Genomic DNA, 22,499 nt, shown 5'->3' with positions numbered 1-22,499 from the left:
TGCTCGGGCTGGCGGCCGTTCAGCTGGACGGACTTCTCGATGCCTTCGAGCACGTGTTTGCCGACGATCTCCGGCAGTGGGATCGGGTACTCGCCGTCGAAGCAGGCCCGGCACAGGCGCGTCTTCGGCTGCTCGGTGGCGGCGATCATGCTCTCGAGCGACACGTAGCCGAGGGAGTCGGCGCCGATCGACTGGCGGATGCCCTCGTCGTCCAGGCCGCTGGCCACCAACTCGGCCTTGGACGCGAAGTCGATGCCGTAGAAGCAGGGCCACTTGACCGGCGGGGCGGAGATGCGGACGTGCACCTCGAGCGCGCCGGCCTCGCGCAGCATGCGGATGAGCGCCCGCTGGGTGTTGCCGCGCACGATGGTGTCGTCCACGACGACCAGCCGCTTGCCGCGGATGACGTCGCGCAGCGGGTTGAGCTTGAGCCGGATGCCCAGCTGGCGGATCGTCTGCGACGGCTGGATGAACGTCCGCCCCACGTAGGAGTTCTTCACCAGCCCGACGCCGTACGGGATGCCGGACGCCTCGGCGTAGCCGATCGCGGCGGGGGTGCCGGACTCGGGGACGGGGATGACGAGGTCGGCCTCGACCGGGTGCTCCTTGGCCAGCCGGCGGCCCAGCTCGACCCGGGCCGAGTGGACGCTCCGGCCGGCGATCGTGGTGTCCGGGCGGGCCAGGTAGACGTACTCGAAGACGCAGCCCTTGGGCGCGGCCGCGGCGAAGTGTTGCGACCTCAGTCCGTCCTCGTCGATCGCGATGAGCTCGCCCGGTTCGATCTCGCGCACGTAGCTGGCACCGACGATGTCGAGTGCCGCCGTCTCGGACGTCACGATCCAGCCGCGCTCGAGCCGGCCGAGGACGAGCGGACGGACACCTTGGGCGTCGCGGGCCGCGTAGAGCGTGTGCTCGTCCATGAAGGTGAGGGAGAAGGCACCGCGCAGCTTGGGCAGTACCTCCATCGCCGCCTCTTCGACGCTGACGTCGGGGCGGGCGGCGAGCATGGCGGTCAGCAGTTCGGAATCGGTGGTCGCGCCCATGCCGCCGCGGATGCCGGCGGCACGCGCTTCGTCGGCCAGCTCGGCGGTGTTGACCAGGTTGCCGTTGTGTCCCAGGGCGATGCCGGTGCCGGCCGCGGTGGTGCGGAAGCTCGGCTGGGCGTTCTCCCACGTCGTCGAGCCGGTGGTGGAGTAGCGCGTGTGACCGACGGCGATGTGGCCCTGCAGCGTGTTGAGCGTGGACTCGTCGAACACCTGGCTGACCAGGCCGAGGTCCTTGTAGACGACGAGCGAGCTGCCGTCGCTGACCGCGATGCCCGCGGCTTCCTGGCCGCGGTGCTGCAGCGCGTAGAGGCCGAAGTAGGTCAGCTTGGCGACCTGTTCTCCGGGGGCCCAGACGCCGAAGACCCCGCAGGCGTCCTGCGGCCGCTTGTCGTCCAGTGAGAGGTCGTGGGTCAGCTTGCCGTCGCCTCGCGCCACGTCACCGAGTGTACGGGTGAGGGGGACCACAGCCGTGCTGGACCGGCCGGGAGTCGAGGGTGTCGTTCGTGGCAGGACGCCCCGTGCCCGTTGATCAACAGAGCTTTTCGGTCGAATATCGACCGTTCTCGTCTGTTGATCACGGGGGAGGGGCGGCACAGGATCAGCTGAGCAGCGGCAGGTAGGGCGCGAGATCGGCTCGGGTGCCACTTGCCCGGACGCTTCCGCTCGCCATCGCGTCGGCGAAGCCGGCTCGTCCGGTGGCCAGCCGCAGCCAGGTGACCGGGTCGGTCTCGACGACGTTCGGGGGCGTGCCGCGCGTGTGCCGCGGCCCGGGGACGGCCTGGACGGCGATGAACGGGGGCACCCGCAACTCGACCGAGCGCCCCGGTTCCTGCGCGGCGAGAATCTCGGCCAGCGTGCGCACCGCCGTCGCCAGGGCCGGCCGTCGCAGCGGCACGGGCGGGCGGTCCGGCAGCGACCGCGTCAGGTCGTCGGAGTGGACGACCAGATCGACGATCCGCGTGCGCACCCAGTCGAGAGCTGTGACCGGTCCGCGGCCACCCATAATCACCGTCCGCGGCGTCACGTCGCTCGGCAGCGGCTCGGCGTCGCGCAGCTCGGCCACCAAGTCGTCGGGCGCGCGCTCGCCTGCCGTCGCTCGGGTGTTCTCTGCGATGTGCTCGGCCGCCGGCCGGTAGCGCCGGACGTACTCCGCCGCCGGGATGGCGGGCTCACCGGTGGGATCAGCCAGGCGCGCGGCCAGGCCGCGTTGCACGAGCAGGACGTGGCCGACCAGGGTGCGGACGTCCCAGCCCTCGAGCGCGGACGGCTGCGCGAACGCCGCCGCAGGCAGTTCGGCCAGCCAGTCGGCCAGCGCGGCGCTCTGCTCGCGGAACGCGGAGATCTCGGACTGGAACCGGTCGGTCATCGCTCGAATCGGCGCGGCAAGGTCGAGGACCAAGCGCTGCGCAACTCGCGAAGGGGCACCCGGAAGAGCCCCTGGATTTCCAGTTCGGCCACGAGCAGGTCGACGGTGCCGAGGCGGCGGTGCGGCAGGCCGCCCATGCTGCACAGCTCGGTGAAGCGCGCCTCTTCGCTGCGCGCAACTGACACGATGGCGCGCCCGGCCGACTCGCTGAACAGCTCGACGAACGGGTCGGAGCCTTCGGGCAGGGCGATCCGCGCCCCGGTGTCGCCGTGCAGGCAGGCCTCGACCAGCGCTTGGGCCAGACCGCCTTCGGACAGGTCGTGGGCGGACTCGAGCAGACCGGCCTCGGACGCGTCGATCAGCACGTCGGCGAGCAGTTTCTCGCGGTCGAAGTCGACGACAGGCGGCCGGCCGCCGAGGAAGCCGTGCATCGCATGCCACTCGGAGCCGCCGAACTCGTCGCGCGTGTCGCCGAGCAGGTAGATCAGCGCGCCGTCCTTCTTGAAGCCCTCCCGGGTGCGCCGACTGACGTCCTCGATGACACCGAGCACGCCGATGACCGCGGTCGGCAGGATCGCGGTCGTCCCCGTCTGGTTGTAGAAGCTGACGTTGCCGCCGGTGACCGGGGTGCCCAGCGTCTGGCAGCCGTCGGCCAGGCCGCGGACGGCCTCGGCGAACTGCCACATGACGCCCGGGTCCTCGGGCGAGCCGAAGTTCAGGCAGTTGGTGACGGCGAGCGGGCGGGCACCTGTGGTCGCGACGTTGCGGTACGCCTCGGCCAGCGCGAGCTGCGCACCCGCGTACGGGTCGAGGCGGGTGTAGCGGCCGTTGCCGTCGGTTGCGACGGCCACGCCGCGCAGCGTGCTTTCGTCGAGCCGGACCATGCCCGCGTCCTCGGGTTGGGCGAGCACGGTGTTGCCCATGACGTAGCGGTCGTACTGATCGGTCACCCAGGACTTGTCGGCCAGGTTGGGCGACGCGACCAGGCGCAGTAGCGTGCTGCGCAGCTCGTCGGGCTTGTGCGGCCGTGGCAGGCCGGCGCCGTCGACCTCGACGACGGCGTCCTGGTCGAGCGGCCGCTCGATCGGGCGCTCGTACACCGGACCCTCGAGCGCGGCCGTGCGGGGCGGGATGTCGACGATCAGCTCGTCGTGCCATGTCATCCGCAGCCGCCCGCTGTCGGTGACCGTGCCGATGACGGTGGCGGTGACGTCCCACTTGTGGCACACAGCGAGGAACTCGTCGAGATGCTCCGGGGTGACGACCGCCATCATGCGTTCCTGCGACTCGCTCATCAGGATCTCTTCGGGGACGAGCGTGGGGTCGCGCAGCGGCACCAGATCGAGCTGGACGTCCATTCCGCCCGAGCCGGCGGCGGCCAGTTCGGTGGTGGCGCACGAGAGCCCGGCCGCGCCGAGGTCCTGGATGCCCACCACCAGATCGGCGGCGAAGATCTCGAGGCAGCACTCGATGAGCACCTTCTCGGCGAACGGATCGCCCACCTGCACGCTCGGACGCTTGGTCGCTCCCTCGGCCTCGAAGGTGGCGCTGGCCAGGACCGAGGCGCCGCCGATGCCGTCGCCGCCGGTGCGGGCGCCGAACAGGACGACCTTGTTGCCCGGTCCGCTGGCCTTGGCCAGCTTGATGCCGTCGGTGCGCATGACGCCGACGCACAGCGCGTTCACCAGCGGGTTGCCGATGTAGGTGTCGTCGAAGTAGATCTCGCCGCCGATGTTCGGCAGCCCGAGGCAGTTGCCGTAGCCCCCGATGCCGGCGACCACGCCGGGCAGCATGCGGGCGGTGTCGCCGGCGTTGATGGGCCCGAACCGCAGGCTGTCCATGACCGCGATCGGGCGGGCACCCATCGTCAGGATGTCGCGGACGATGCCGCCGACGCCGGTGGCCGCGCCCTGGTGCGGCTCGACGTAGGACGGGTGGTTGTGCGACTCGATCTTGAACGTGACCGCCCAGCCGTCGCCCACGTCGACCACGCCGGCGTTCTCGCCGGGGCCGACAAGCAGCGCGTCGGTCTTGGGTGCCTTCTCGCCGAACTGGCGCAGATGCACGCGCGAGGACTTGTACGAGCAGTGCTCGCTCCACATCACCGAATAGATGGCCAGTTCGGAACTGCTCGGCCGCCGCCCGAGGATGTCGCGCACCCGGGCGTACTCGTCGTCGGCCAGGCCCAGCTCCTTGTACGGCTGCGGCTGCTCGGGAGTGCGTGCCGCCGCGGCGACGGTGTCGAGACTCATACGGTGGCGCCGATGAGCGAGAGGAAGAAGCCGAGCCCGTCGGTGCCGGGGCCGGTGAGGTCTTCAACCGCGTGCTCGGGGTGCGGCATGAGCCCGACGACATTGCCGGCTGCGTTGCTGATCCCGGCGATGTCGCGGTAGCTGCCGTTCGGGTTCCCGGCGTAGCGGACCACGACCCGTCCCTCGCCCTCGAGTTCGTCGAGCGTCCGTTCGTCGGCGACGAATCCGCCCTCGCCGTTCTTCAGTGGGATGACGATCTCCTGCCCTTGGCGGTAGTGCGACGTCCATGCGGTCGAGTTGCTCTCGACGATCAGGAGCTGGTCACGGCAGACGAACTTGCGCGAGTCGTTGCGGATCAGCGCGCCCGGCAACAGATGCGCCTCGCAAAGCACCTGGAAGCCGTTGCAGATTCCCAGCACCGGCAGCCCGTCACGCGCCGCGTCCACGATCGTGTCCATGACGGGTGCGAAGCGGGCGATCGCCCCGCAGCGCAGGTAGTCGCCGTAGGAGAAGCCGCCGGGCAGGACGACCGCGTCCACGTCGGAGATCGACGGGTCGGCGTGCCAGAGCGGGACGGCCTCGGCACCGGCGATACGCACGGCGCGGGCGGCGTCGCGGTCGTCGAGGCTTCCGGGGAAAGTGACAACTCCGACGCGCACCCGGTCAGGTTACCGGCAGCGCCTTCGCTTCCGAGTTGTCAGTAGGGCGCAGCGTTCAGTCGCGGCGGATCGAGAAGTTCTCGATCACCGGGTTGGCGAGCAGCGTGTCGGCGAGGCGGGTGACGGTGTCGTCGTCGACGTGGTCGTCGACCTCGAGTTCGAAGTGTTTGCCCTGCCTGACGTCACGCACACCGTCGATGCCGAGGCGGCCGAGCGCGCCGACGATCGCCTGGCCCTGCGGGTCCAGGATCTCCGGCTTGAGCACGACGTCGACGACCACGCGGGCCACGGCAACTCCTCGGTGCGAGCGGTTCGGCTGCGCCACCCTATCGCCGGCGCCTGATCGCCAGAGCGGCTCAGCCCGCGGCGCGGACCCCGGCCAGTGCCCGGCCGACCTTGACCAGCTCGTCCAGCATGATCTTGACCGACGAGGCGACGACGTCGCTGGGGTGGAACCCGTCGTCGTCGACCATCGTGCGCACCATCGGGATGGTGACGGCGTCGACGACGGCGGTCATCCGCAGGGCGCTGACCACCGGCTTGATGGCCTGCACGGCCCGCAGGCCGCCGGAGACGCCGCCGTAGCTGACGAACCCGACCGGCTTGTACGCCCATTCACGGTTGAGGTAGTCGATCGCGTTCTTCAGCGGTGCTGTGTAGCTGTGGTTGTACTCCGGCATGACGAAGACGAATGCGTCGGCGGAGTCGACCAGCGCGCTCCACTCCTTCGTGTGCTGGTGGACGTACTTGCCGGTGGCCGGGTGGGCCGGTTCGTCGAACATCGGCAGGTTGATCTCGGCGAGATCCGCCACCTCGACGTCGAAGCCGCTGTGCTCGGTCGCCTCTTTGACGAACCAGTCGGCGATGGTGGGACCCACGCGCCCCGGACGAGTGCTGGCAGTGATGACGAGAAGTTTCATGACCACGTTCTTTCTAAGTTGTCGTCACCACCAACTTAAGACGCGAACATTGACACGTCAACTAACTGTCGTCCTCGTCACCCCCGGGCCAGTCGGCGAACCGCAATCCGGTCAGCCGCTCGTAGGCTTCGACGTAGCGATCACGCGTGGCCGCGACCACTTCGTCGGGCAGCGGCGGCGGCGGGCCGCCGGCCGCGCGGTCCCAGCCGGACGCGTCGGACAACAGCCAGTTGCGCACGTACTGCTTGTCGAAACTGGGCTGCGGGCGCCCCGGCGTCCAGTCGTCGGCCGGCCAGAACCGCGAGGAATCGGGAGTGAGGACCTCGTCCCCGAGCACCAGTTGCCCGGATCGCGGGTCGCGCCCGAACTCGAACTTGGTGTCGGCGAGCAGGATCCCGCGACCGCGCGCGAGCTCGGCCGCATGCCGGTAGATCCGCAGCGTCAACTCGCGCACCTCGGCGGCCGTCTGTTCGCCGACTGCCGCCACGACCGCCTCGTAGGAGACGTTCTCGTCGTGCTCGCCGAGGTCCGCCTTCGTCGCCGGGGTGAAGATCGGCTCGGGTAACCGATCGCCGTCGACCAGGCCGGGCGGCAGCGGCACGCCGCACACCTGGCCGGTGGCCCGGTAGTCGAGCAGGCCCGAGCCGGTGAGATAGCCGCGAGCCACCGCCTCGACCGGCACCATGTCGAGCGCGGTGCAGACCATGGCCCGCCCGCGCCACCGATCGGGAAGCGGCTCGTCGTCGAGTGACAGCAGGTGGTTGGGGACGATGCCCGCGAGCTGGTCGAACCACCAGGCCGTCATCGCCGTGAGGATCCGGCCCTTGTCCGGAATGGTGCTGTCGAGAACGAAGTCGAAGGCGGAGATGCGATCGCTGGCGACCATCACCAACCGGCCGTCGTCGGTGCGGTAGAGATCGCGCACCTTGCCGCTGTGTACGTGGGTGAGGCCGTCCGGTTGCTCCACGAGGGAATCCTCGCAGAGAACCCGGACGGCCTCGGCCGGGTAGCTAGTTGATGGCGGCGCAGAAGTCGGGCAGGGTCGCCCGCGCCGCCTTCGCGGCCGCGCACTCGGCCCGCTGCTCAGCCAGCTTGGCGGCCTTCTCGCGATCGGCCGCCTCGCGTCGCCGGTGAGCAACCAGGCGCTGCGGAACAACGACGACGCGCAGGCCGAAGCGAATTCACGAAACGCCGAATCCTGCGTACTGCCCGCAGTCATGGTGCCCCACCCGATCGACCGAAGGTGCCGTCCACATCGATTCGACGCACTGGATATGCCGAACGGTTACAAAAAAACGGTCCCGCCCCCCGAAGGCCACCGCACCGACGGGTGCGATCGCGAACGGGAAGCGGGACCGTCCGGTGCGCTGCGGCTGCCAGGACTACAGCCGCAGCGTTCCAGCTAGCGGATTACCACCACCAGTCGGCCAGTTGTTGAACCGAGACGGGATGGGTATGGGTGTCCGTAGGCGTCGCAGCGGCCGGCGCCGCGCTGGCACCGACCCCGACGCCGACGATCACCGCCAGAGCGGCCGCCAGACGACGCCAGAAAGTCGAACGCATTATGGGCCTTTCGTTCCGATTTGCACCGATTTCCGGCTGCCCCCTGCAGCTCGTAGTGCCCATTTACCCACGGCAAACGAACACCACACCTAGGATCGTTCGTGAACACCGGGTAATTCAAATCCGCCAACTGGCAGGTAGCTGCCTGGCACAAACTCGCGGACGGCGAATATGAACGATTTCGGCGAACTGGCCGAGCTCGACGCCGCGCTGTACCGCGCTGTCCTGACCGCGCCGGGTCGCCACTTGGCCGACATCGCCGACGCGATGTCGCGGACGTCCGACGAGCTGGACAAGAGCATTGCCCGGCTGTCGGAGATGGGGCTGCTGCGCCAGAGCGAGTCCGACACGTTGGTGGCCGTCAGCCCCATGTTGGCCGAGGCGACGGTCCTCGGCGCCGAAGACCTCGAGCTGGGTGCCCGGCGCGCCGCCCTCGAGCAGCGGCGCGACGCGATCCGCCGCCTCGTCCCCGACTGGAACGCCGCCCTCAGCACCGGAACCAGCGAGGCCGTCGTCGACGTCATTTCCGACCAGAGCGCCATCGCCAACGTCTTGATGCATTACGCCGACCGGTGCGAGCAGGAGCTGCTCTCGGTGGCGCCCGGCCGGTTGCCGTCCTCCCGCATCGACGGCCGTACCCGGGTGGCGAATGTGTACTCCGCCCGGCGCGGGATCAAGACCCGCGCGCTGTACCAGCACTCGGCCCTGCGCGACCGGGCGACGCGGGCCTACCTCAATGAGCTTGCCCGCAACGGCGCGCGCATCCGCTTCGCGCCGTCGCTGCCGGGCCGTAGCCTCGTCGTCGACCGCAACGTCGCCCTGTTGCCGATTCCCACCGAGGACCCCGGCCGGCACGGGCTCGCCGTGGTGCGCGAACCCAACGTCATCGCCTGGGTGGTGGCCACGTTCGAGCAGCTGTGGGCGGAGGCCGCTCCGCTCGAGGAAGTGATCAACAAGCAGTCGCAGGACGACACGGAGATCGACCACACGCGAGCGGCGATCCTGCGGTTGATGGCCGAGGGCGAGAAGGACGAGGCGATCTCGCGCCGGTTGTCGATCTCGGTCCGCACCTGCCGCCGGCACATCGCCGACTACATGGCGCAGGTCGGCGCGACGAGCCGTTTCCAGGCCGGCGTCATCGCCGCGCGTGCGGGCCACACGGACAACCCGGGCCCGCGCTGAGCGGACGCCCTCGGGCAGGCGACGTGGGTATCCCCGCTGCCAGTAGGTTCGGCGGCCAGGAGGTCTTGTGCTCGTTCTCGTGATCGTGCTCGTGGTGACGAACCTCGTCTCGTTGGGCGTCCTCGCCTGGTTCGTGCTCCGTCCGACCGAACAGCCGGCGCCCGACGAGAAGCTCGCGCGCGCCCTGACGGCGGCCGCGGGGGCGTCGTCGTCCACTGCCGGCAACCGGCGCCTGATCACGATCGAGGTCCTCAATCCGATCGAGCTGGCGGGCACCCGCGGTCGGCTCATCGGGATCGCCGGGTCACTGGCGCCGGGGATCACCCGCCGGCTGGTGTACGACCAGGTGCTCAAGATCCTTCGACGCCAGCTGGCCCAGGAGCGCGTCGTCGCCGACGTCCGGCTGCACGTCTTCCGGCCCGACGCGCCGGCGACGGCGACGACCGTCGAGTCGACGATCGTCGAGCCGGTCGACCTGGTCAAGCGCGACGATCCCGCGCCTCCGGCCTGACCGTCTGGACGGCCCGCCCCACCGCTATCGATCGGCGAACCGGGGCCAGGGTCGCAGTTGTTCGAGTTGCGCGGCGAGGCCGAGCAGCACGCTCTCGGTCCCAGGCCGGCCGACGAGCTGGACGGCCAGTGGCATCCCGTTCGGCGCCAGTCCCGCCGGCACCGTCATTGCCGGCCACCCGGCCAGGTTCCACGGTGCGGCGAACGGGGCGTACCACGCGTTGGAGAGGATGTTGACCAGCCAGCCCCGTTCCGACCAGGCCTTCGCCCGAGGTGGGAACTGCGCGAGGGCGGGCGTCAGCAGCACGTCGTGACCGGCGAAGAACTGTTCGGCCTTGCGCTGCCAGTTGCGCCGGCCGTTCGCCTTCGGGAACCCGAGCCGCAGGGCGGCACGTCCGACGGCCGCGTGGCGTCGGGTGCGCACCGCGACCCTCGAGCGGTCGGCCAGCAGCCGGGCGTCGAGTTCCGTGCCGGCCGTCCAGCGCAGGATTCCCGACCGCACCAGCGTCTGCCCGTAGCCCGGGTCGGCGTCGACGACGGCGTGCCCTGACGCGCGGAGCAGGTCGGCGGTCTCTCGCGTGGCGGCGGCCCAACGCCGGTCGAGCCGCAGGCCGGCCATCGGAATGCGCTCGGAGACGGCGATCCGCAACGCGTCCGGGGGCGTCACCGTTGCCAGGCTCGGCCGGTCGGCCAGCACGCTGAGGAACAGCGCCGCGTCCTCGACCGTGGTGGCGAGCGGGCCGTTCTCGGCCATGTCGAACCAGGATCCGTTGCCGAGGTCGGAGGGCACGACGCCGAGTCCGGGCTTGATCCCGACGAGCCCGCAACACGCGGCCGGGATGCGGATCGACCCCATGCCGTCATTGCCGTGCGCCACCGGGACGGTGCCGGACGCGACGGCCGCGGCCGACCCGCCGGACGAGCCACCCGGTGTGTGGTCGGGATTCCACGGGTTCCGCGTGATGCCGAAGCTGGAGTCCGTCGTCGCGAAGATCCACAGCTCCGGCACCCGGGTGAGACCCACGACGACCGCACCGGCGTTGCGCAGCCGGCGCACGACCTCGTGGTCGCGCGGTTGAGGCTCGGGATCACTGGCCGCCGAACCGCCGCGCATCGGCTCCCCGGCCACCGGGATGTTGTCCTTGATCGCGATCGGCACCCCGGCGAGCGGAAGGGCGGCGCGGTCAGGCCGCGCGTCGACGGCGTCGGCTTCCCGCAGGGCGGCGAAGACCCGTACCTCTTGGTACGCGCCGACCCGCGAGTCGGAGGCCTCGATCCGGGCGAGCGTGTCCTCGACCGCCTGTCGCGCCGTCAGCTCACCGGTGCGGACGGCGTTGGCGATCTGAGCGGCGGTCGTTGTCGCCGTTTGCGTCATGCACCCGACGCTAGCGCGGATCAGCAGCCGTCACTGCCCGGGAGGGGCGCGACGTCGCCGCCCGCGCCGCTCTCGGCCCGCGCCAGCAGCGCGGTGACATCGGCGCCGAAGGCGGGGCTGTACGACGTCGAGTCGGTGCAGCCGCCCTGGTGCAGACCGCCGACCACGCCCACCACGTGGTTACCGGTCAGCCACGGGCCGCCACTCACACCGGCGGCGTAGCCGGCGCAGTCGAAACTCGGGAAGCCGGCGGTGTAGTAGACCGGTCCGGTGCAGGTGATCGGTCGCCCGCCCGAGCCGGCGACGTAGCCGTCGACGGTCACTGGCGTGCCAGTTGCCGGCGCGACGCCGAGCCTGGCGGCGCCGGTGCGGTCCTCGAGCTGCTGGCCGGACCGCGGCCCCACCTGCAGGACGGCCACGTCGTGCTGCGGATCCTGGCTCGCCGTCCATGCCGGGTCGACGTAGACGCGCTGCACCGTCCAGACACCGTACGGCGAGACGCCGTCGTGGAACCCGGGCGCGAACTCGAAGCCCAAGCCGGTACCGAACACGCAGTGGGCCGCGGTGAGCACGAGATTGCGGCCGGCGCTGTGCACGACGCTCGCCGAGCACGTGTGCGGCAGACCCAACGCCGGACCGAGCCCGAGCAGGCTGGGGAAGAACAGCGGGCCGACCGACGGGATCGACGTCACCGTCTGCGCGGTGGGCACCGCGGCGGCGGCGGGGACCCCGGCGGCCCCGGTCAGCGCGAGCAGTCCGGTCAGTAGCGCGATTCGCATCGTCCGCATCCGCCGATTGTGGACCGTTCGCCCGCCTCGCGAAACTCCCTCACCCGCTGGCCGGGCGCTGCTGTTGCCGGCCGCCCCCTGTTGATCAGGTTTTCCTTCGCCAGCGCCGTTCCAGGGCCCCGGCGACAGCGCCAGGCGAGGAAAACCTGATCAAGCCGGCGGGCCCGGGCTGGATTCGCTCCGCGGCGCATGCGACCGGACGGTTACGAATCGAGGAACTTGGCCTCCCGCGGTTGTCCGTTGTCAGAGGTGGGAACAAGACTTGCCTTCGAAGTACTTGTAACGAACGAGGACGGTTCACTGCCTGGCGCAGCAGCCGCCCCCGCACCGACCCGCGGTCGCCCGGAAGGGTGGCCGGTCCGGACCTGGAGGGGGCGGATGACCGCTCAGCACGCAAGGGTTGACGTAGCGCCCGACGACCTGCTTCTCACCGCCGCCGATCCGGTGGCCACCGCGCGGAACCACATCGTCGAGACCGCGTTGACCGCGTCCACCATCGGACGGGTGGGGCTCGAGCTCGAATTCCACCTCGTGGACCTCAACGCTCCGGCCCGCCGCCCGACCTGGGACGAGATCCAGGCGCTCGCGGCCGGGCTGCCGGCGATGCCGTCGGGCAGCAGCGTCACCGTCGAACCCGGCGGCCAGCTCGAGCTGTCCACGCCCCCCGCGCCGGACACGGCCTCGTCGGTCTTCGCCCTGCAGGCCGACCGGGCCGTGCTGGGCGCCGCGCTGGCCTCCGCCGGCTTCGGCACCGCGCCGCTCGGCACCGACCCCGCCCGGCCGGTGCGTCGCGTCAACCCGAGCGGGCGGTACGTAGCCATGGAGCAGCACTTCGCGGCCCTGGGCTGCGAGCAACCGGGCAAGGCGATGATGTCGGCGACCGCGGCCCTGCAGGTCAACCTCGACGCCGGTCCGGAGGCCGGCTGGTCGCAGCGGCTCGACCTGATCCGCTCGCTCGGCCCGGTGCTCGTGGCGGCCTCGGCCTGCTCGCCCTACCTGGGCGGCCACTCGTCCGGGTGGCACTCGATGCGGCAGCAGATCTGGCACGGGATCGATCACAGCCGCAGCGACCCGGTCACCGGCCGGGAGCCCGGCGCCGCCTGGGCGTCCTACGCGCTCAACGCGCCGGTGATGCTGGTGCGCGACGGCGACCGCACGACGCCGGTGACCCGCCGGGTCCCGTTCCGAGCCTGGCTGCGCGGTGCGTCGCCCATCGACCGGCGGCCCACCCTGGCCGACCTCGACTATCACCTCACGACCCTGTTCCCGCCGATCCGCCCGCGCGGGTACATCGAGATCCGCTGCCTCGACGCGCTGCCCGACCGGTGGTGGCCCGCGCTTGCCGCGCTGACCGTCACGCTGATCGACGACGCCGAGACCGCCGACCGCGCCGCCGAGCTGTGCGAGCCGGTGCGCGATTCGTGGCCGGTAGCGGCCCGGGCCGGGCTCGCCGACCCGACCCTGCGCGCGGCTGTGCAGGGCTGCGTCGACGCTGCTGCCCGCCGCTGCCCGGCGCCCCTGAAAGCCGATGTCGAGGCCTACGCCGAACTGATCCTGAGCGGTCGCACGCCCGGCGACGAGGTACGCGAACGTGTCGCCGACGCCGGCCCGCTCGCTGTCCTGGAAGAGGAAGCCCGTGCCTGACATCGCCACCTGCGCCATCGACGAGGCGCGCGCCGGATTGCAACGATCGCGGATCCGCACACTCCAGTTGACCGAGCTCGACGATCCCGAGCTCACGCGTCAGCACAGCCCGCTGATGAGCCCGCTGGTGTGGGATCTCGCGCACATCGGCCAGCAGGAGGACCTGTGGCTGCTGCGCGGCGGGAACGCCGCCGCGCAGGGGTTGCTGCCGGCGCAGATCGAGAAGCTCTACGACGCCTTCGAGCACCCGCGCGCCGAGCGGGTGCGCCTGCCGCTGCTCAGCCCGCGTGAGGCGCGCTCGTTCCTGCGCGACATCCGTGGCCGCGTCCTCGACCGCCTCGACAGGTTGGACGTCGGCGACGACCCGGCCGCCGAGGCCTTCCCATTTGTCATGGTCGAACAGCACGAGCAGCAGCACGTCGAGACGATGCTGGCCACCCACCAGTTGCGCGAGGGCGGACCGTTGCTCGACCCGGGCGCCGCGCTGCCGCCCGGCCGCGACGTGCCGCACGACGCGGTGCTCGTGCCGGGCGGAGAGTTCGTCCTCGGCGTTGACGCCGGCGACGAGCCGTGGTCGCTCGACAACGAACGTCCGGCCCACGTCGTGCACCTGCCCGCCTTCCGAATCGGCCGCTTCCCCGTGACCAACGCCGAGTGGCAGCGCTTCATCGACGCCGGCGGCTACGGCGAGCCGCGCTGGTGGTCGGCCCGCGGCTGGGCGCACCGCACCGCCGCCGGGCTCGAACGCCCGCAGTTCTGGTCAGCCGACGGATCGCGCCGCCGCTTCGGCATCGTCGAGGAAATCCCGGCCGACGAGCCGGTCCAGCACGTCTGCTTCTTCGAAGCCGAGGCCTACGCGACCTGGGCCGGCGCCCGGCTGCCCACCGAGCAGGAGTGGGAGAAGGCCTGCGTGTGGGACGCCGCGGCCGGCCGTCGCCGCCGGTGGCCGTGGGGCGCGTCCGAGCCGACTCCGGCGCTCGCCAATCTCGGCGGCGACGCGCTGCGGCCGGCCCCGGTGGGCGCCTACCCGGTCGGCGCGTCCCCCTACGGCGTCGAGCAGCTCATCGGCGACGTCTGGGAGTGGACGTCGTCGTCGTTCGAGCCGTGGCCGGGGTTCAGGCCGATGCTCTACGGCCAGTACAGCGAGCCGTTCTTCGTCGGCGACTATCGCGTGCTGCGCGGCGGCTCGTGGGCGGTCGGCGGCGCGTCGGTCCGGCCGTCGTTCCGCAACTGGGACCTCCCGATCCGTCGGCAGATCTTCAGCGGCGTCCGCCTGGCCTGGGACGTCGACAATGTGTAGGCACCTCGCCTGGCTGGGCGCGCCGCGGTCGGTGTCCTCGCTCGTCCTCGACCCGCCGTGCGGGCTGCTGCGCCAGTCCTACGCACCGCGACGACAGAAGCGCGGACTGCTCAACGCCGACGGCTGGGGCGTCGGCCTGTACGGACCGGCCGGCGAGGTCGCCCGCTGGCGCTCGGCCCGGCCGCTGTGGAGCGACGCGTCCTTCGCGTCCATCGCACCGCTGCTGTCGTCCGGCGCGGTGCTCGCCGCCGTCCGCTCGGCGACGGTCGGCATGCCGCCGGACGAGACAGCAGCTGCGCCGTTCACCGACGGACGGTGGCTGCTCTCCCACAACGGCAAGGTGTCCCGCGCGGCGCTGCCGCCGTCGCCGGCGGCGGAGTCGACGTGCGACTCGGCGATCCTGGCCGCACACGTCTTCGACGCCGGCCCGGACGATGTGGTGGCCACGCTGCGCGCGGTCGCCGCCGCCGATCCCGACGCCTACCTGAACGTCCTGATGACCGACGGCGCGCAGATCGTCGGCGTCACGTGGGGCGACGAGCTCAGTTACCTCGTCGAGCCGGACGGCGTCGTCGTGGCCAGCGAGCCGTGGGACGACGACCCGCGCTGGGTCGAGGTACCTGACCGGCATTTGATCCGGGTGACCTCGGCCGGGGTCACCGTCACCGACCTGGAGCTGACCTGACATGGATGTCTATCTCGACCCCGGCGCTCTCGCCGACCAGCTGGCCACGGACGTGCGGGCCGGGCTGACGGCAAGCCCGAAGACGCTGCCGCCCAAGTACTTCTACGACGCCCGCGGCAGCGAGTTGTTCGACGAGATCACCCGGCTGCCCGAGTACTACCCGACTCGCACCGAGCGGGCGATCCTCGACGAACACGCGCAGGACATCGCGGAGATCACCCGCGCCGAGACGCTCGTCGAGCTCGGCAGCGGTACGTCGGAGAAGACCCGGCTGCTGCTTCGGGCCTTGCGCGCGACCGGCACGCTCGCACGGTTCGTCCCCTTCGACGTCGACCCCGCCGTGCTCAAGGACGCGAGCGCGGCGGTGGCCGACGAGTTCCCGGGCCTCGATGTGCAGCCGGTTGTCGGCGATTTCGAGCGACACCTGCACTCGTTGCCGGTATCGCCCCGCCGGCTGCTCGCGTTCCTGGGCTCGACGATCGGCAACCTCGATCCCGCTCAGCGCGCCGGCTTCCTCGGTGCGGTGCGTTCGACGCTGGAGGTGGGCGACGCCTTCCTGCTGGGCACCGATCTGGTCAAGGCGCCGTCGCGACTGATCGCCGCCTACGACGACGCGGCCGGCGTGACGGCGGCGTTCAACAAGAACGTGCTCACCGTCGTCAACCGCGATCTGGGCGCCGACTTCGACCCCGACGAGTTCGACCACGTTGCCGCCTGGCACGGCGAGCACGAGTGGATCGAGATGCGGCTGCGGTCGCGCCAGGAGCAGGCCGTGCACATCGACGCGCTGGATCTCGTAGTGCGGTTCGCCCGCGGCGAGGAACTGCGCACGGAGATCTCGGCCAAATTCCGCCGCGAGACGGTGGAGCGCGAGCTGTCCGCGGCCGGCTTGCGGCTGACGCACTGGTGGACCGATCCGGCCGGCGACTTCGCCCTCTCGCTGTCGGTGCCGGGCTAGCTCAGGGCCGGAAGAGCAGCGCTCGGGTCCGCTGGGCAACCCCGCGCGGCAGACCGGCCACGATGTCGGCGATCGTGACGCCGGCCAGTCTGGCCCGCCATGCCGTCTCGGCCTCGGCCATGCGTGCGGCGAGAGCACAGGTGCGCCGGCACTGTTCGGGTGGCGCCGCTCCGCGGCCCTGTTGGCGGATCTCGTTGCAGACGTAGAAGGGCGACGGGCCGTCGACGGCCTCGACCACGTCCAGCAGCGTCACCTCGGCAGCCGGGCGGGCGAGCCGGAAACCGCCGCGGGGTCCGGTGGTTGCCATCAGCACGCCGGCCCGGACGAGCGACTGAAGCTGCTTGGCCAGGTAGGCCGGCGGGACGTCGTAGTGCTCGGCCAACTGGGACGCACTCGCTGTTGCACCGGGATCGAGCTGGGCCAGCGCCGTCGTCGCGTGCAACACCCACTCGGTGCTCTCCGGCAGCTTCACCCGTCCCATCCTAAACCGCTATTCCGGACTGATATTGTCCGAGATAGGTACTGATCAGCCGAAGGAAGGGTGAATCATGCGGATAGCGGTAGCCGGAGCAACGGGGCGCATCGGGCGGATGACCGTCGAGGCGTTGACGCGCGACGGGCACGAGGCGGTCGCCATCAGCCGGGCCACGGGAGTGGACCTGACGACGGGCGACGGCCTCGAGGCGTCGCTGAGGGACGTGGAGGTTGTCGTCGACGCCAGCAACACCACAGCGCGCGACGAGCAGTCGATCGTCGAGTTCTTCAGCGCGGCGACCGGCAACCTGCTGGCGGCCGAACACGCCGCAGGCGTGGGTCACCACGTCCTGCTGTCGATCGTCGGCATCGACCACCGGCAGAAGGTTCCGCACTACGCCGGCAAGCGGGCGCAGGAACGCCTCGTGGCCGACGGGCCGGTGCCGTGGAGCATCGTGCGGGCGACCCAGTTCCACGACTTCGCGGCGATGAGCGCCGAGTGGGCCGAGCGCGACGGGGTCGCGACCGTGGCGCCACTGCTGGTGCAACCGGTCGCCTTCGAGGACGTGGCCGCCGCGCTGGCCGACGTGGCGACGGGCGCACCTCTGCGCGCGCGGATCGACGTGGCCGGCCCGGACACGCATGACCTCGTCGACATGGCCCGGCGGACCTTCGCTGCCCGCGGCCGCGACATCCGCCTCGTCCCGACCTGGCAGGGCATCTTCGACACCACGATGGCCGGGGAGGTACTGCTGCCCGGTCCGGATGCCCGGCTGGGACGGATCACCTTCGACGACTGGCTGGCGGCCGGCGCCCCGTCCAGCTGATTCCGGCTTTGCACCTTTCAGGGCTGCTGGAGGCCCCGTACAGCGACCCTGAAAGGTGCAAAGCGCGGGCTAGGGGCGGGCGTGCGGCGCGCTGATCGCGCAATGCGGCTGCAGCGCGGCCGGGTCCTCGTCGCGGCAGCGCTCGGTCGGCGCGAGTTCCTTGCCGACGAGGACGGCGGACAGCAGGCCACCGAAGGCGCACAGGGCGGCTGAGATCAGAACCGCGTGATGGAAGCCGGTCGAGAGCGCCGCCGGTGACGCGTAGGCCTTGGGCGTGATACCGGCAAGACCCGGAAGCACGGCGACGGCCAGCAGCCCGGCGGCGCGCGCGATGTCATTGTTCACGGCCGAGGCCACACCCACTTGATGCGGCGGCGCCGCGGCCAGCACGGTCGCGGTCAGCGGCGCGACCGTGGCGGAAAGGCCGAGCGCGAAGACGAGCAGCGCCGGCAGCACGTCCGTGAGGTAGGACGCGTGGGCCCCGACGCGCGCGAGCAGGCCCAAGCCGGCGCCGGCGACGATCGGCCCGATCGTCATCGGCCACCGCGGTCCGATCTGCTGGGCGAGGCGCCCGGCGCGGGCCGACAGCAGGAGCATCACAGCAGTGATGGGAAGCAGCGACGAGCCGGCCGCCACCGGGGAGAACCCCGACACGAGCTGCAGCTGCACGGGGATCAGGAACAGGGCGCCGGACAGCGCCGCATAGACGACGAAGGTGACCAGGTTCGAGCCGCTGAAGTCGCGCGAGCGGAACAGCGACAGCGGCATCATCGGGGCGTCGCCCTTCGCCTCGACGGCCAGGAAGGCCGCCAGCAGGGCCACACCCACCACGACCATGCCGATCATGATCGGGTTCCAGTGCGACCGCGGACCCTCGGTGAGGGCATAGACGACGAGCCCCAGGCCGAGCGCGGCGAGCACCGCCCCCGGAACGTCGACCCGGCCGTGCGACTGCTCGTCGCGCGTCTCTGGCACGTAGTGCGTGGACAGCAGGATCACGACCACGGCCAGCGGGACGTTGAGCAGGAAGACGAGCCGCCAGCCCCACGGCGCGACCCCGACCAGGACGCCACCCAGCACCGGGCCGGCGGCGGTGGCCACACCGCCGAGGCCGGACCAGGCACCGACGGCGGCGGCGCGGTCTTCCCGTCGGAAGACCGCCTCGAGGATGGCCAGCGAGCCGGGAGTGAGCAGCGCGGCGCCCACACCCTGCAGCGCCCGCATGCCGATGAGCAGGGCGGCGTCGGGCGCGACCGTGCAGCCGATCGACGCCGCGGTGAACCAGATGACGCCGATGACGAAAACCCGGCGGCGGCCCAGACGGTCGCCGAGCGAGCCGCCGAGCAACAGCAGGCCGGCGAGCGTGAGCGTGTACGCGTTGAGCGTCCACTGCAATGCGGTCAGCCCCGCGCCCAAATCCTTGCCGATACGTGGCAGGGCGACATTGACGACCGTGCCGTCGAGCGAGGCCATGCCGCTACCGAGGATGGTGGCGGCGAGGACCCCGCGGCCTTGGCTCGAGCGCAGGACCAGCCCCGGATCGCCTGCCGTCTGGACCGCCACGTCGGCGACGGTACCGTCCCGCTACGTCAACGGCAGGCGGTAGATCTGCGAGGCGTTGCCGGCGAGGACGAGGTCCGCGGTCTCGTCGTCGGGGCACAGCGCGGCGACCGCGCGGGCGTTGCGGGCGATGCCCGGGATGCCGGGCCAGTCGGTGCCGAAGATCATCCGGCGGGTGAGCCGCGCCCAGTTGTGCCGCGCGTAGTAGGTCGGCAGTCGGGAGGGCGGCAGCCCGGACAGCTCGATCCACACCCGCTCGTTCGACAGAGCGAGGAACGCCGCCGCGTCGTACCACCAGCCGCGGCCGCCGTGGGCCAGCACGACGTCGAGCCGGCGGAAGTCGCGCAGCACGTCGTCGAGCAGGATCGGGTCGCCGTACCGGTTCAGCGCGCCGGGGAACGTCGACGTCCCGCAGTGGACGACGACCGGCACGCCGCGGTCCTGGCAGATCGCGTAGGCCGGGTACAGCGCCCGGTCGTTGACCGGGAAGCCGCCGTGGACGGGATGCACCTTCAACGCCACAGCGCCGAGGTCGAGCTGCCGGGTGACCTCCTCGTCGACCGGATGATGCAGGTGCGGGTTGACGTTGGCGGCGAATCTCACCCGCGGCGCCGCAGCGGCCAGCGCCGCCATGTCCTCGACCGCCTGGATGCCGGTGACCTTCGGGCTGTACTCGGCCAGCGCGATCGCGACGTCGACGCCTTCGGCGGCGAGCATCGCGTCGAACGCCTGCGGGTCGACCGCGTCCCCGTCGTAGAGCGCACGCAGCTGCGGCGAGTCGAAGTCCTGTACCCACACGTCCCACGACATCGTCAGCGAGTCGAGGCGCGCCGGGTGCAGGTGGACGTCGATGAGCGGCCGGCCGTCGAGCATCGGGTCAGCCCGCCGCGGTCACGGCAGGTGGACGTAGTCGTAGTCGAAGGGCTTGCCGTTGATGCCGTTGCGCGGCGGTGCGATCCACGAGGCGATCTTGCCCCGTTCGTACACCGGTTGCATCAAGGAGCGGACGTGCGTCTTGTCGACGTCGGTCGGCAGGTAGCCACCCTGCTGGGCCGCCCACTGGTCGGCGGTCAGCAGCTCGCCGTCCGGCGTCGCCTCGATCCCGGCGAAGGCGCCGACCTTGCGGTTGAACGCGACGTGCGGCAGCTTGAGCCGCTGCGGGAGCCCGGCCTCGTCGAGAATCTTGTTCCAGCGCTTCACGCCGCCGGTGCAGTCGGCGATGTACTCGCGACGCAGGTCGGTGTTCAGGCCGACAAGTGCGGACACCTCGGTCTGCGCGATCGCGCCGTCGAGGAACGCATCGACCAGTGTCGCGTCATCCGTTAGCCGGTGATCGTCCTTGCGCCGGTCCTCCATCCACCGCCCCTTGAGCCCGGCCGTGTAGTAGTTCGCCACGTTGGTCGACGTCTCGCCGCCGAAGAGGTCGAGCGACACCGAGTAGTGGAAGTTCAAGTACTTCTGGATCACGTCGAGCGGGATCGCGCCGTGCGCGGCGACGTCGTCGGTCTCGTGCTCGACCATCAGCTGGGCGGTGCGCTCGACGACCCGGTCGACGCCGGTCGTGCCCACCATCATGTGGTGGGCCTCTTCCTTGAGCATGAACTCGCAGGTGCGCGACAGCGGGTCGAAGGCCGACTCCTTCAGCGTCCCCAACTGGTACTTGCCGTCGCGGTCGGTGAAGTAGGTGAACATGAAGAAGCTGAGCCAGTCGGGCGTCTCTTCGTTGAACGCGCCGAGGATGCGCGGCGCGTCCTCGCTGCCGGAGTTGCGGTGCAGCAGTTCCTCGGCCTCTTCGCGGCCTTCGCGGCCGAAGTAGGCGTGCAGCAGATAGACCATCGCCCAGAGGTGGCGCCCCTCCTCGACGTTGACCTGGAACAGGTTGCGCAAGTCGTAGAGGGACGGCGCGGTGGCGCCGAGGTTGCGCTGTTGCTCGACGCTGGCCGGTTCGGTGTCGCCCTGGATGACGATGAGCCGCTGCAGCTCGGCGCGGTACTCGCCCGGCACCTTCTGCCACGGCGGCTCGCCCTTGTGCTCGCCGAAGCCGATGCGCCGGTCGCCGTCGCGCTCGGCGAGGAAGATGCCCCACCGGTAGTCCTTCATCGGGACGTGGCCGAAGTGCGCCCACCCCTCCCGTCCGACGTTGACGGCGGTGCGCAGGTAGACGTCCTCGGTCGGCAACGTCGGGCCCATGGACTCCCACCAGCTCAGGAAGTTGGGCTGCCAGGATTCGAGCGCGCGCTGCAGCCGCCGATCCCCGTGCAGATCGACGTTGTTCGGGATCTTGTCGGTGTAGTCGGCACTCGTCGTCACGGCTTTGCACCTTTCAGCGCTGCAAATCGGCCCGCTGGGCAGCCCTGAAAGGTGCAAAGCGGGGACGGGGGCGGGCGGACCGGCACGTCAGACCCGGGTCCGGTCGAAGTCGGCGCGCTGGCCGGTGCCGAACTTGCGCAGGGCGCCGTCGGGACCGGACGCGTTCGGACGGTTGAAGATCCAGTTCTGCCACGCCGTGAGCCGTCCGAAGATCTTGGTCTCCATCGTCTCCGGACCGGCGAAGCGGTAGTTCGCCTCCAGGCCGGTCAGCGCGTCGGGACTGAAGCTCGCGCGCTCCTCGACGGTGATGCGGACCTCTTCGTCCCAGTCGATGTCGTCCGGAGCGAAGGTGACGAGGCCGAGCTGCTCGGCGTCCTCGGCCAGCAACGGCTCCCCCGCCCGCTCCTCGACCGCCTTGAGCGCCCCGTCGTCGCCGAGGAAGCGGGTCTGCAGGCGGGTCAGGCCGTTGCCCATGGGCAGCGGTCCCAGGTTCAGGTCTCCGACGGTGATCGCCGCCGGCGCCGCGTCCGGGTCGATGTCCTCGAAGACGCCAGCCAGCTGGAACGACCGGTCGGCGGCCAGCGCGAGCTCGAGCAGCGAGCCGGCGAAGCACGAGGCGGGTTCGATGAGCGCGATCAGGCTGCGGCTGGTGACATCGAGCCGCTTCAACGTGCGCTTGAGGTAGTGGACGACCTCGTTGACCAACCAGTCGTCACGATGGCCGGCCAGGAGCGCGTCGTGGGCCAGCACGCGGGTGGCGTCACCATGCGTGCGGAACACCCAGGTGCCGAGGTCGAGCTCGTTCGTGCGCAGGTCGAGGATCAGGTCGTCCAGCTCGCGGGTGACCGCCAGCGGCCAGAAGTCGGCGCCCTGTGCATGGATCGCGGCGACATCGCCCGGCGCGGCCTCGGTCGGTCCACTCACGGTGACCTCGACACTGCGGGCAGCGCGGTCGAGCCGGGCGCTCACATGCGGGTAGGTGATCTCGTCGCCATCGCGCTGCTTTCGCAGCGGCGTCAGAGCGATACCGCTGCCGTCGCTCGGCCGGTTGGACCGGGCCGCCAGTTCGCGCGCCCGCTC

20 protein-coding genes and 1 pseudogene are annotated in these 22,499 nt (G+C 71.0%); 7 read left to right on the top strand and 14 right to left on the bottom strand.

The genetic code is table 11. The features are described from left to right. From purF to ABR571_RS01635, 7 genes are all read right to left on the bottom strand, one after another. The coding region (gene purF, locus ABR571_RS01665; RefSeq protein ID WP_409451443.1) for an amidophosphoribosyltransferase at positions 1–1,481 on the bottom strand (1,481 nt) is incomplete at its 3' end. A gap of 163 nt (positions 1,482–1,644) precedes the next feature. Continuing rightward, on the bottom strand, positions 1,645–2,412 hold the full coding sequence (locus ABR571_RS01660) for a sterol carrier family protein (protein ID WP_409451442.1): 768 nt from the start codon (positions 2,410–2,412) through the stop codon (positions 1,645–1,647). Then, on the bottom strand, positions 2,409–4,664 hold the full coding sequence (gene purL, locus ABR571_RS01655; RefSeq protein WP_409451441.1) for a phosphoribosylformylglycinamidine synthase subunit PurL: 2,256 nt from the start codon (positions 4,662–4,664) through the stop codon (positions 2,409–2,411). Before purL ends, ABR571_RS01660 begins: the two co-directional genes overlap by 4 nt. Further along, the gene (purQ, locus tag ABR571_RS01650; RefSeq protein ID WP_409451440.1) at positions 4,661–5,323 is read right to left on the bottom strand and encodes a phosphoribosylformylglycinamidine synthase subunit PurQ; all 663 of its coding nucleotides are present in this window, start codon (positions 5,321–5,323) and stop codon (positions 4,661–4,663) included. Before purQ ends, purL begins: the two co-directional genes overlap by 4 nt. Before the next feature lie 55 nt (positions 5,324–5,378). Further along, entirely contained in the window at positions 5,379–5,612 is a 234-nt protein-coding gene (purS, locus tag ABR571_RS01645; RefSeq protein WP_409451439.1) for a phosphoribosylformylglycinamidine synthase subunit PurS, read from the bottom strand. A gap of 67 nt (positions 5,613–5,679) precedes the next feature. Next, positions 5,680–6,243 carry an NADPH-dependent FMN reductase gene (locus tag ABR571_RS01640; RefSeq protein ID WP_409451438.1) on the bottom strand — a complete coding sequence of 188 codons (564 nt, stop codon included), beginning with the start codon at positions 6,241–6,243 and terminating at the stop codon, positions 5,680–5,682. Positions 6,244–6,304: 61 nt separating this feature from the next. Next, positions 6,305–7,210, bottom strand: coding sequence for a phosphoribosylaminoimidazolesuccinocarboxamide synthase (locus ABR571_RS01635; RefSeq protein WP_409451437.1), 906 nt, complete (start codon positions 7,208–7,210; stop codon positions 6,305–6,307). Between the two features lie 767 nt (positions 7,211–7,977). Between ABR571_RS01635 and ABR571_RS01630 the strand changes: the two genes are divergently transcribed. Together ABR571_RS01630 and ABR571_RS01625 are read left to right on the top strand one after the other, a co-directional pair. Next, a complete protein-coding gene (locus ABR571_RS01630; protein ID WP_409451436.1) occupies positions 7,978–8,988 on the top strand; it encodes a helix-turn-helix transcriptional regulator in 1,011 nt (336 codons plus the stop codon). Between the two features lie 67 nt (positions 8,989–9,055). Beyond that, the gene (locus ABR571_RS01625; protein WP_409451435.1) at positions 9,056–9,499 is read left to right on the top strand and encodes a hypothetical protein; all 444 of its coding nucleotides are present in this window, start codon (positions 9,056–9,058) and stop codon (positions 9,497–9,499) included. A 24-nt stretch (positions 9,500–9,523) separates the two neighbouring features. On the opposite strand, the gene ABR571_RS01620 is transcribed toward ABR571_RS01625, so the two are convergent. Together ABR571_RS01620 and ABR571_RS01615 are read right to left on the bottom strand one after the other, a co-directional pair. Beyond that, positions 9,524–10,873 (bottom strand): amidase, encoded by a 1,350-nt coding sequence (locus ABR571_RS01620; RefSeq protein ID WP_409451434.1) that lies wholly within the window; start codon positions 10,871–10,873, stop codon positions 9,524–9,526. Between the two features lie 20 nt (positions 10,874–10,893). After that, the gene (locus tag ABR571_RS01615; RefSeq protein WP_409451433.1) at positions 10,894–11,661 is read right to left on the bottom strand and encodes a trypsin-like serine peptidase; all 768 of its coding nucleotides are present in this window, start codon (positions 11,659–11,661) and stop codon (positions 10,894–10,896) included. 378 nt (positions 11,662–12,039) lie between these two features. Between ABR571_RS01615 and egtA the strand changes: the two genes are divergently transcribed. From egtA to egtD, 4 genes are read left to right on the top strand one after another with little or no spacing between them, the layout of a single operon-like run. Beyond that, the gene (gene egtA, locus ABR571_RS01610) at positions 12,040–13,305 is read left to right on the top strand and encodes an ergothioneine biosynthesis glutamate--cysteine ligase EgtA (protein ID WP_409451432.1); all 1,266 of its coding nucleotides are present in this window, start codon (positions 12,040–12,042) and stop codon (positions 13,303–13,305) included. Further along, positions 13,298–14,605, top strand: coding sequence for an ergothioneine biosynthesis protein EgtB (egtB, locus tag ABR571_RS01605; protein ID WP_409451431.1), 1,308 nt, complete (start codon positions 13,298–13,300; stop codon positions 14,603–14,605). The genes egtA and egtB overlap by 8 nt, the downstream gene beginning before the upstream one ends. Then, positions 14,598–15,290, top strand: coding sequence for an ergothioneine biosynthesis protein EgtC (gene egtC / locus ABR571_RS01600; protein WP_409451430.1), 693 nt, complete (start codon positions 14,598–14,600; stop codon positions 15,288–15,290). The genes egtB and egtC overlap by 8 nt, the downstream gene beginning before the upstream one ends. 1 nt (position 15,291) lies before the next feature. Next, positions 15,292–16,248 (top strand): L-histidine N(alpha)-methyltransferase, encoded by a 957-nt coding sequence (gene egtD, locus ABR571_RS01595; RefSeq protein WP_409451429.1) that lies wholly within the window; start codon positions 15,292–15,294, stop codon positions 16,246–16,248. Position 16,249: 1 nt separating this feature from the next. Here the strand turns inward: egtD and ABR571_RS01590 are convergent, their stop codons facing one another. Continuing rightward, positions 16,250–16,720, bottom strand: a complete 471-nt coding sequence (locus tag ABR571_RS01590; protein ID WP_409451428.1) for an RrF2 family transcriptional regulator — start codon at positions 16,718–16,720, stop codon at positions 16,250–16,252. Positions 16,721–16,796: 76 nt separating this feature from the next. Between ABR571_RS01590 and ABR571_RS01585 the strand changes: the two genes are divergently transcribed. After that, the gene (locus ABR571_RS01585) at positions 16,797–17,549 is read left to right on the top strand and encodes an SDR family oxidoreductase (RefSeq protein ID WP_409451427.1); all 753 of its coding nucleotides are present in this window, start codon (positions 16,797–16,799) and stop codon (positions 17,547–17,549) included. 69 nt (positions 17,550–17,618) lie between these two features. On the opposite strand, the gene ABR571_RS01580 is transcribed toward ABR571_RS01585, so the two are convergent. From ABR571_RS01580 to ABR571_RS01565, 4 genes and pseudogenes are all read right to left on the bottom strand, one after another. Beyond that, complete coding sequence (locus tag ABR571_RS01580) at positions 17,619–19,112, bottom strand: DHA2 family efflux MFS transporter permease subunit (protein ID WP_409451426.1); 1,494 nt, start codon at positions 19,110–19,112, stop codon at positions 17,619–17,621. 21 nt (positions 19,113–19,133) lie between these two features. Then, positions 19,134–19,982: an amidohydrolase family protein gene (locus ABR571_RS01575; RefSeq protein WP_409451425.1), complete on the bottom strand. Its 849-nt coding sequence runs from the start codon at positions 19,980–19,982 to the stop codon at positions 19,134–19,136. 18 nt (positions 19,983–20,000) lie between these two features. Further along, positions 20,001–21,419, bottom strand: coding sequence for a benzoyl-CoA 2,3-epoxidase subunit BoxB (gene boxB, locus ABR571_RS01570; protein ID WP_409451424.1), 1,419 nt, complete (start codon positions 21,417–21,419; stop codon positions 20,001–20,003). A gap of 87 nt (positions 21,420–21,506) precedes the next feature. Further along, positions 21,507–22,499, bottom strand: a pseudogene (locus ABR571_RS01565) (benzoyl-CoA-dihydrodiol lyase); the annotation flags it as partial.

Source organism: Jatrophihabitans sp. (assembly GCF_046262535.1).
Classification (GTDB): domain Bacteria; phylum Actinomycetota; class Actinomycetes; order Mycobacteriales; family Jatrophihabitantaceae; genus Jatrophihabitans.
The sequence above is the reverse complement of the archived record's forward strand: the minus strand, read 5'-3'. Positions and strand labels throughout refer to the sequence as shown.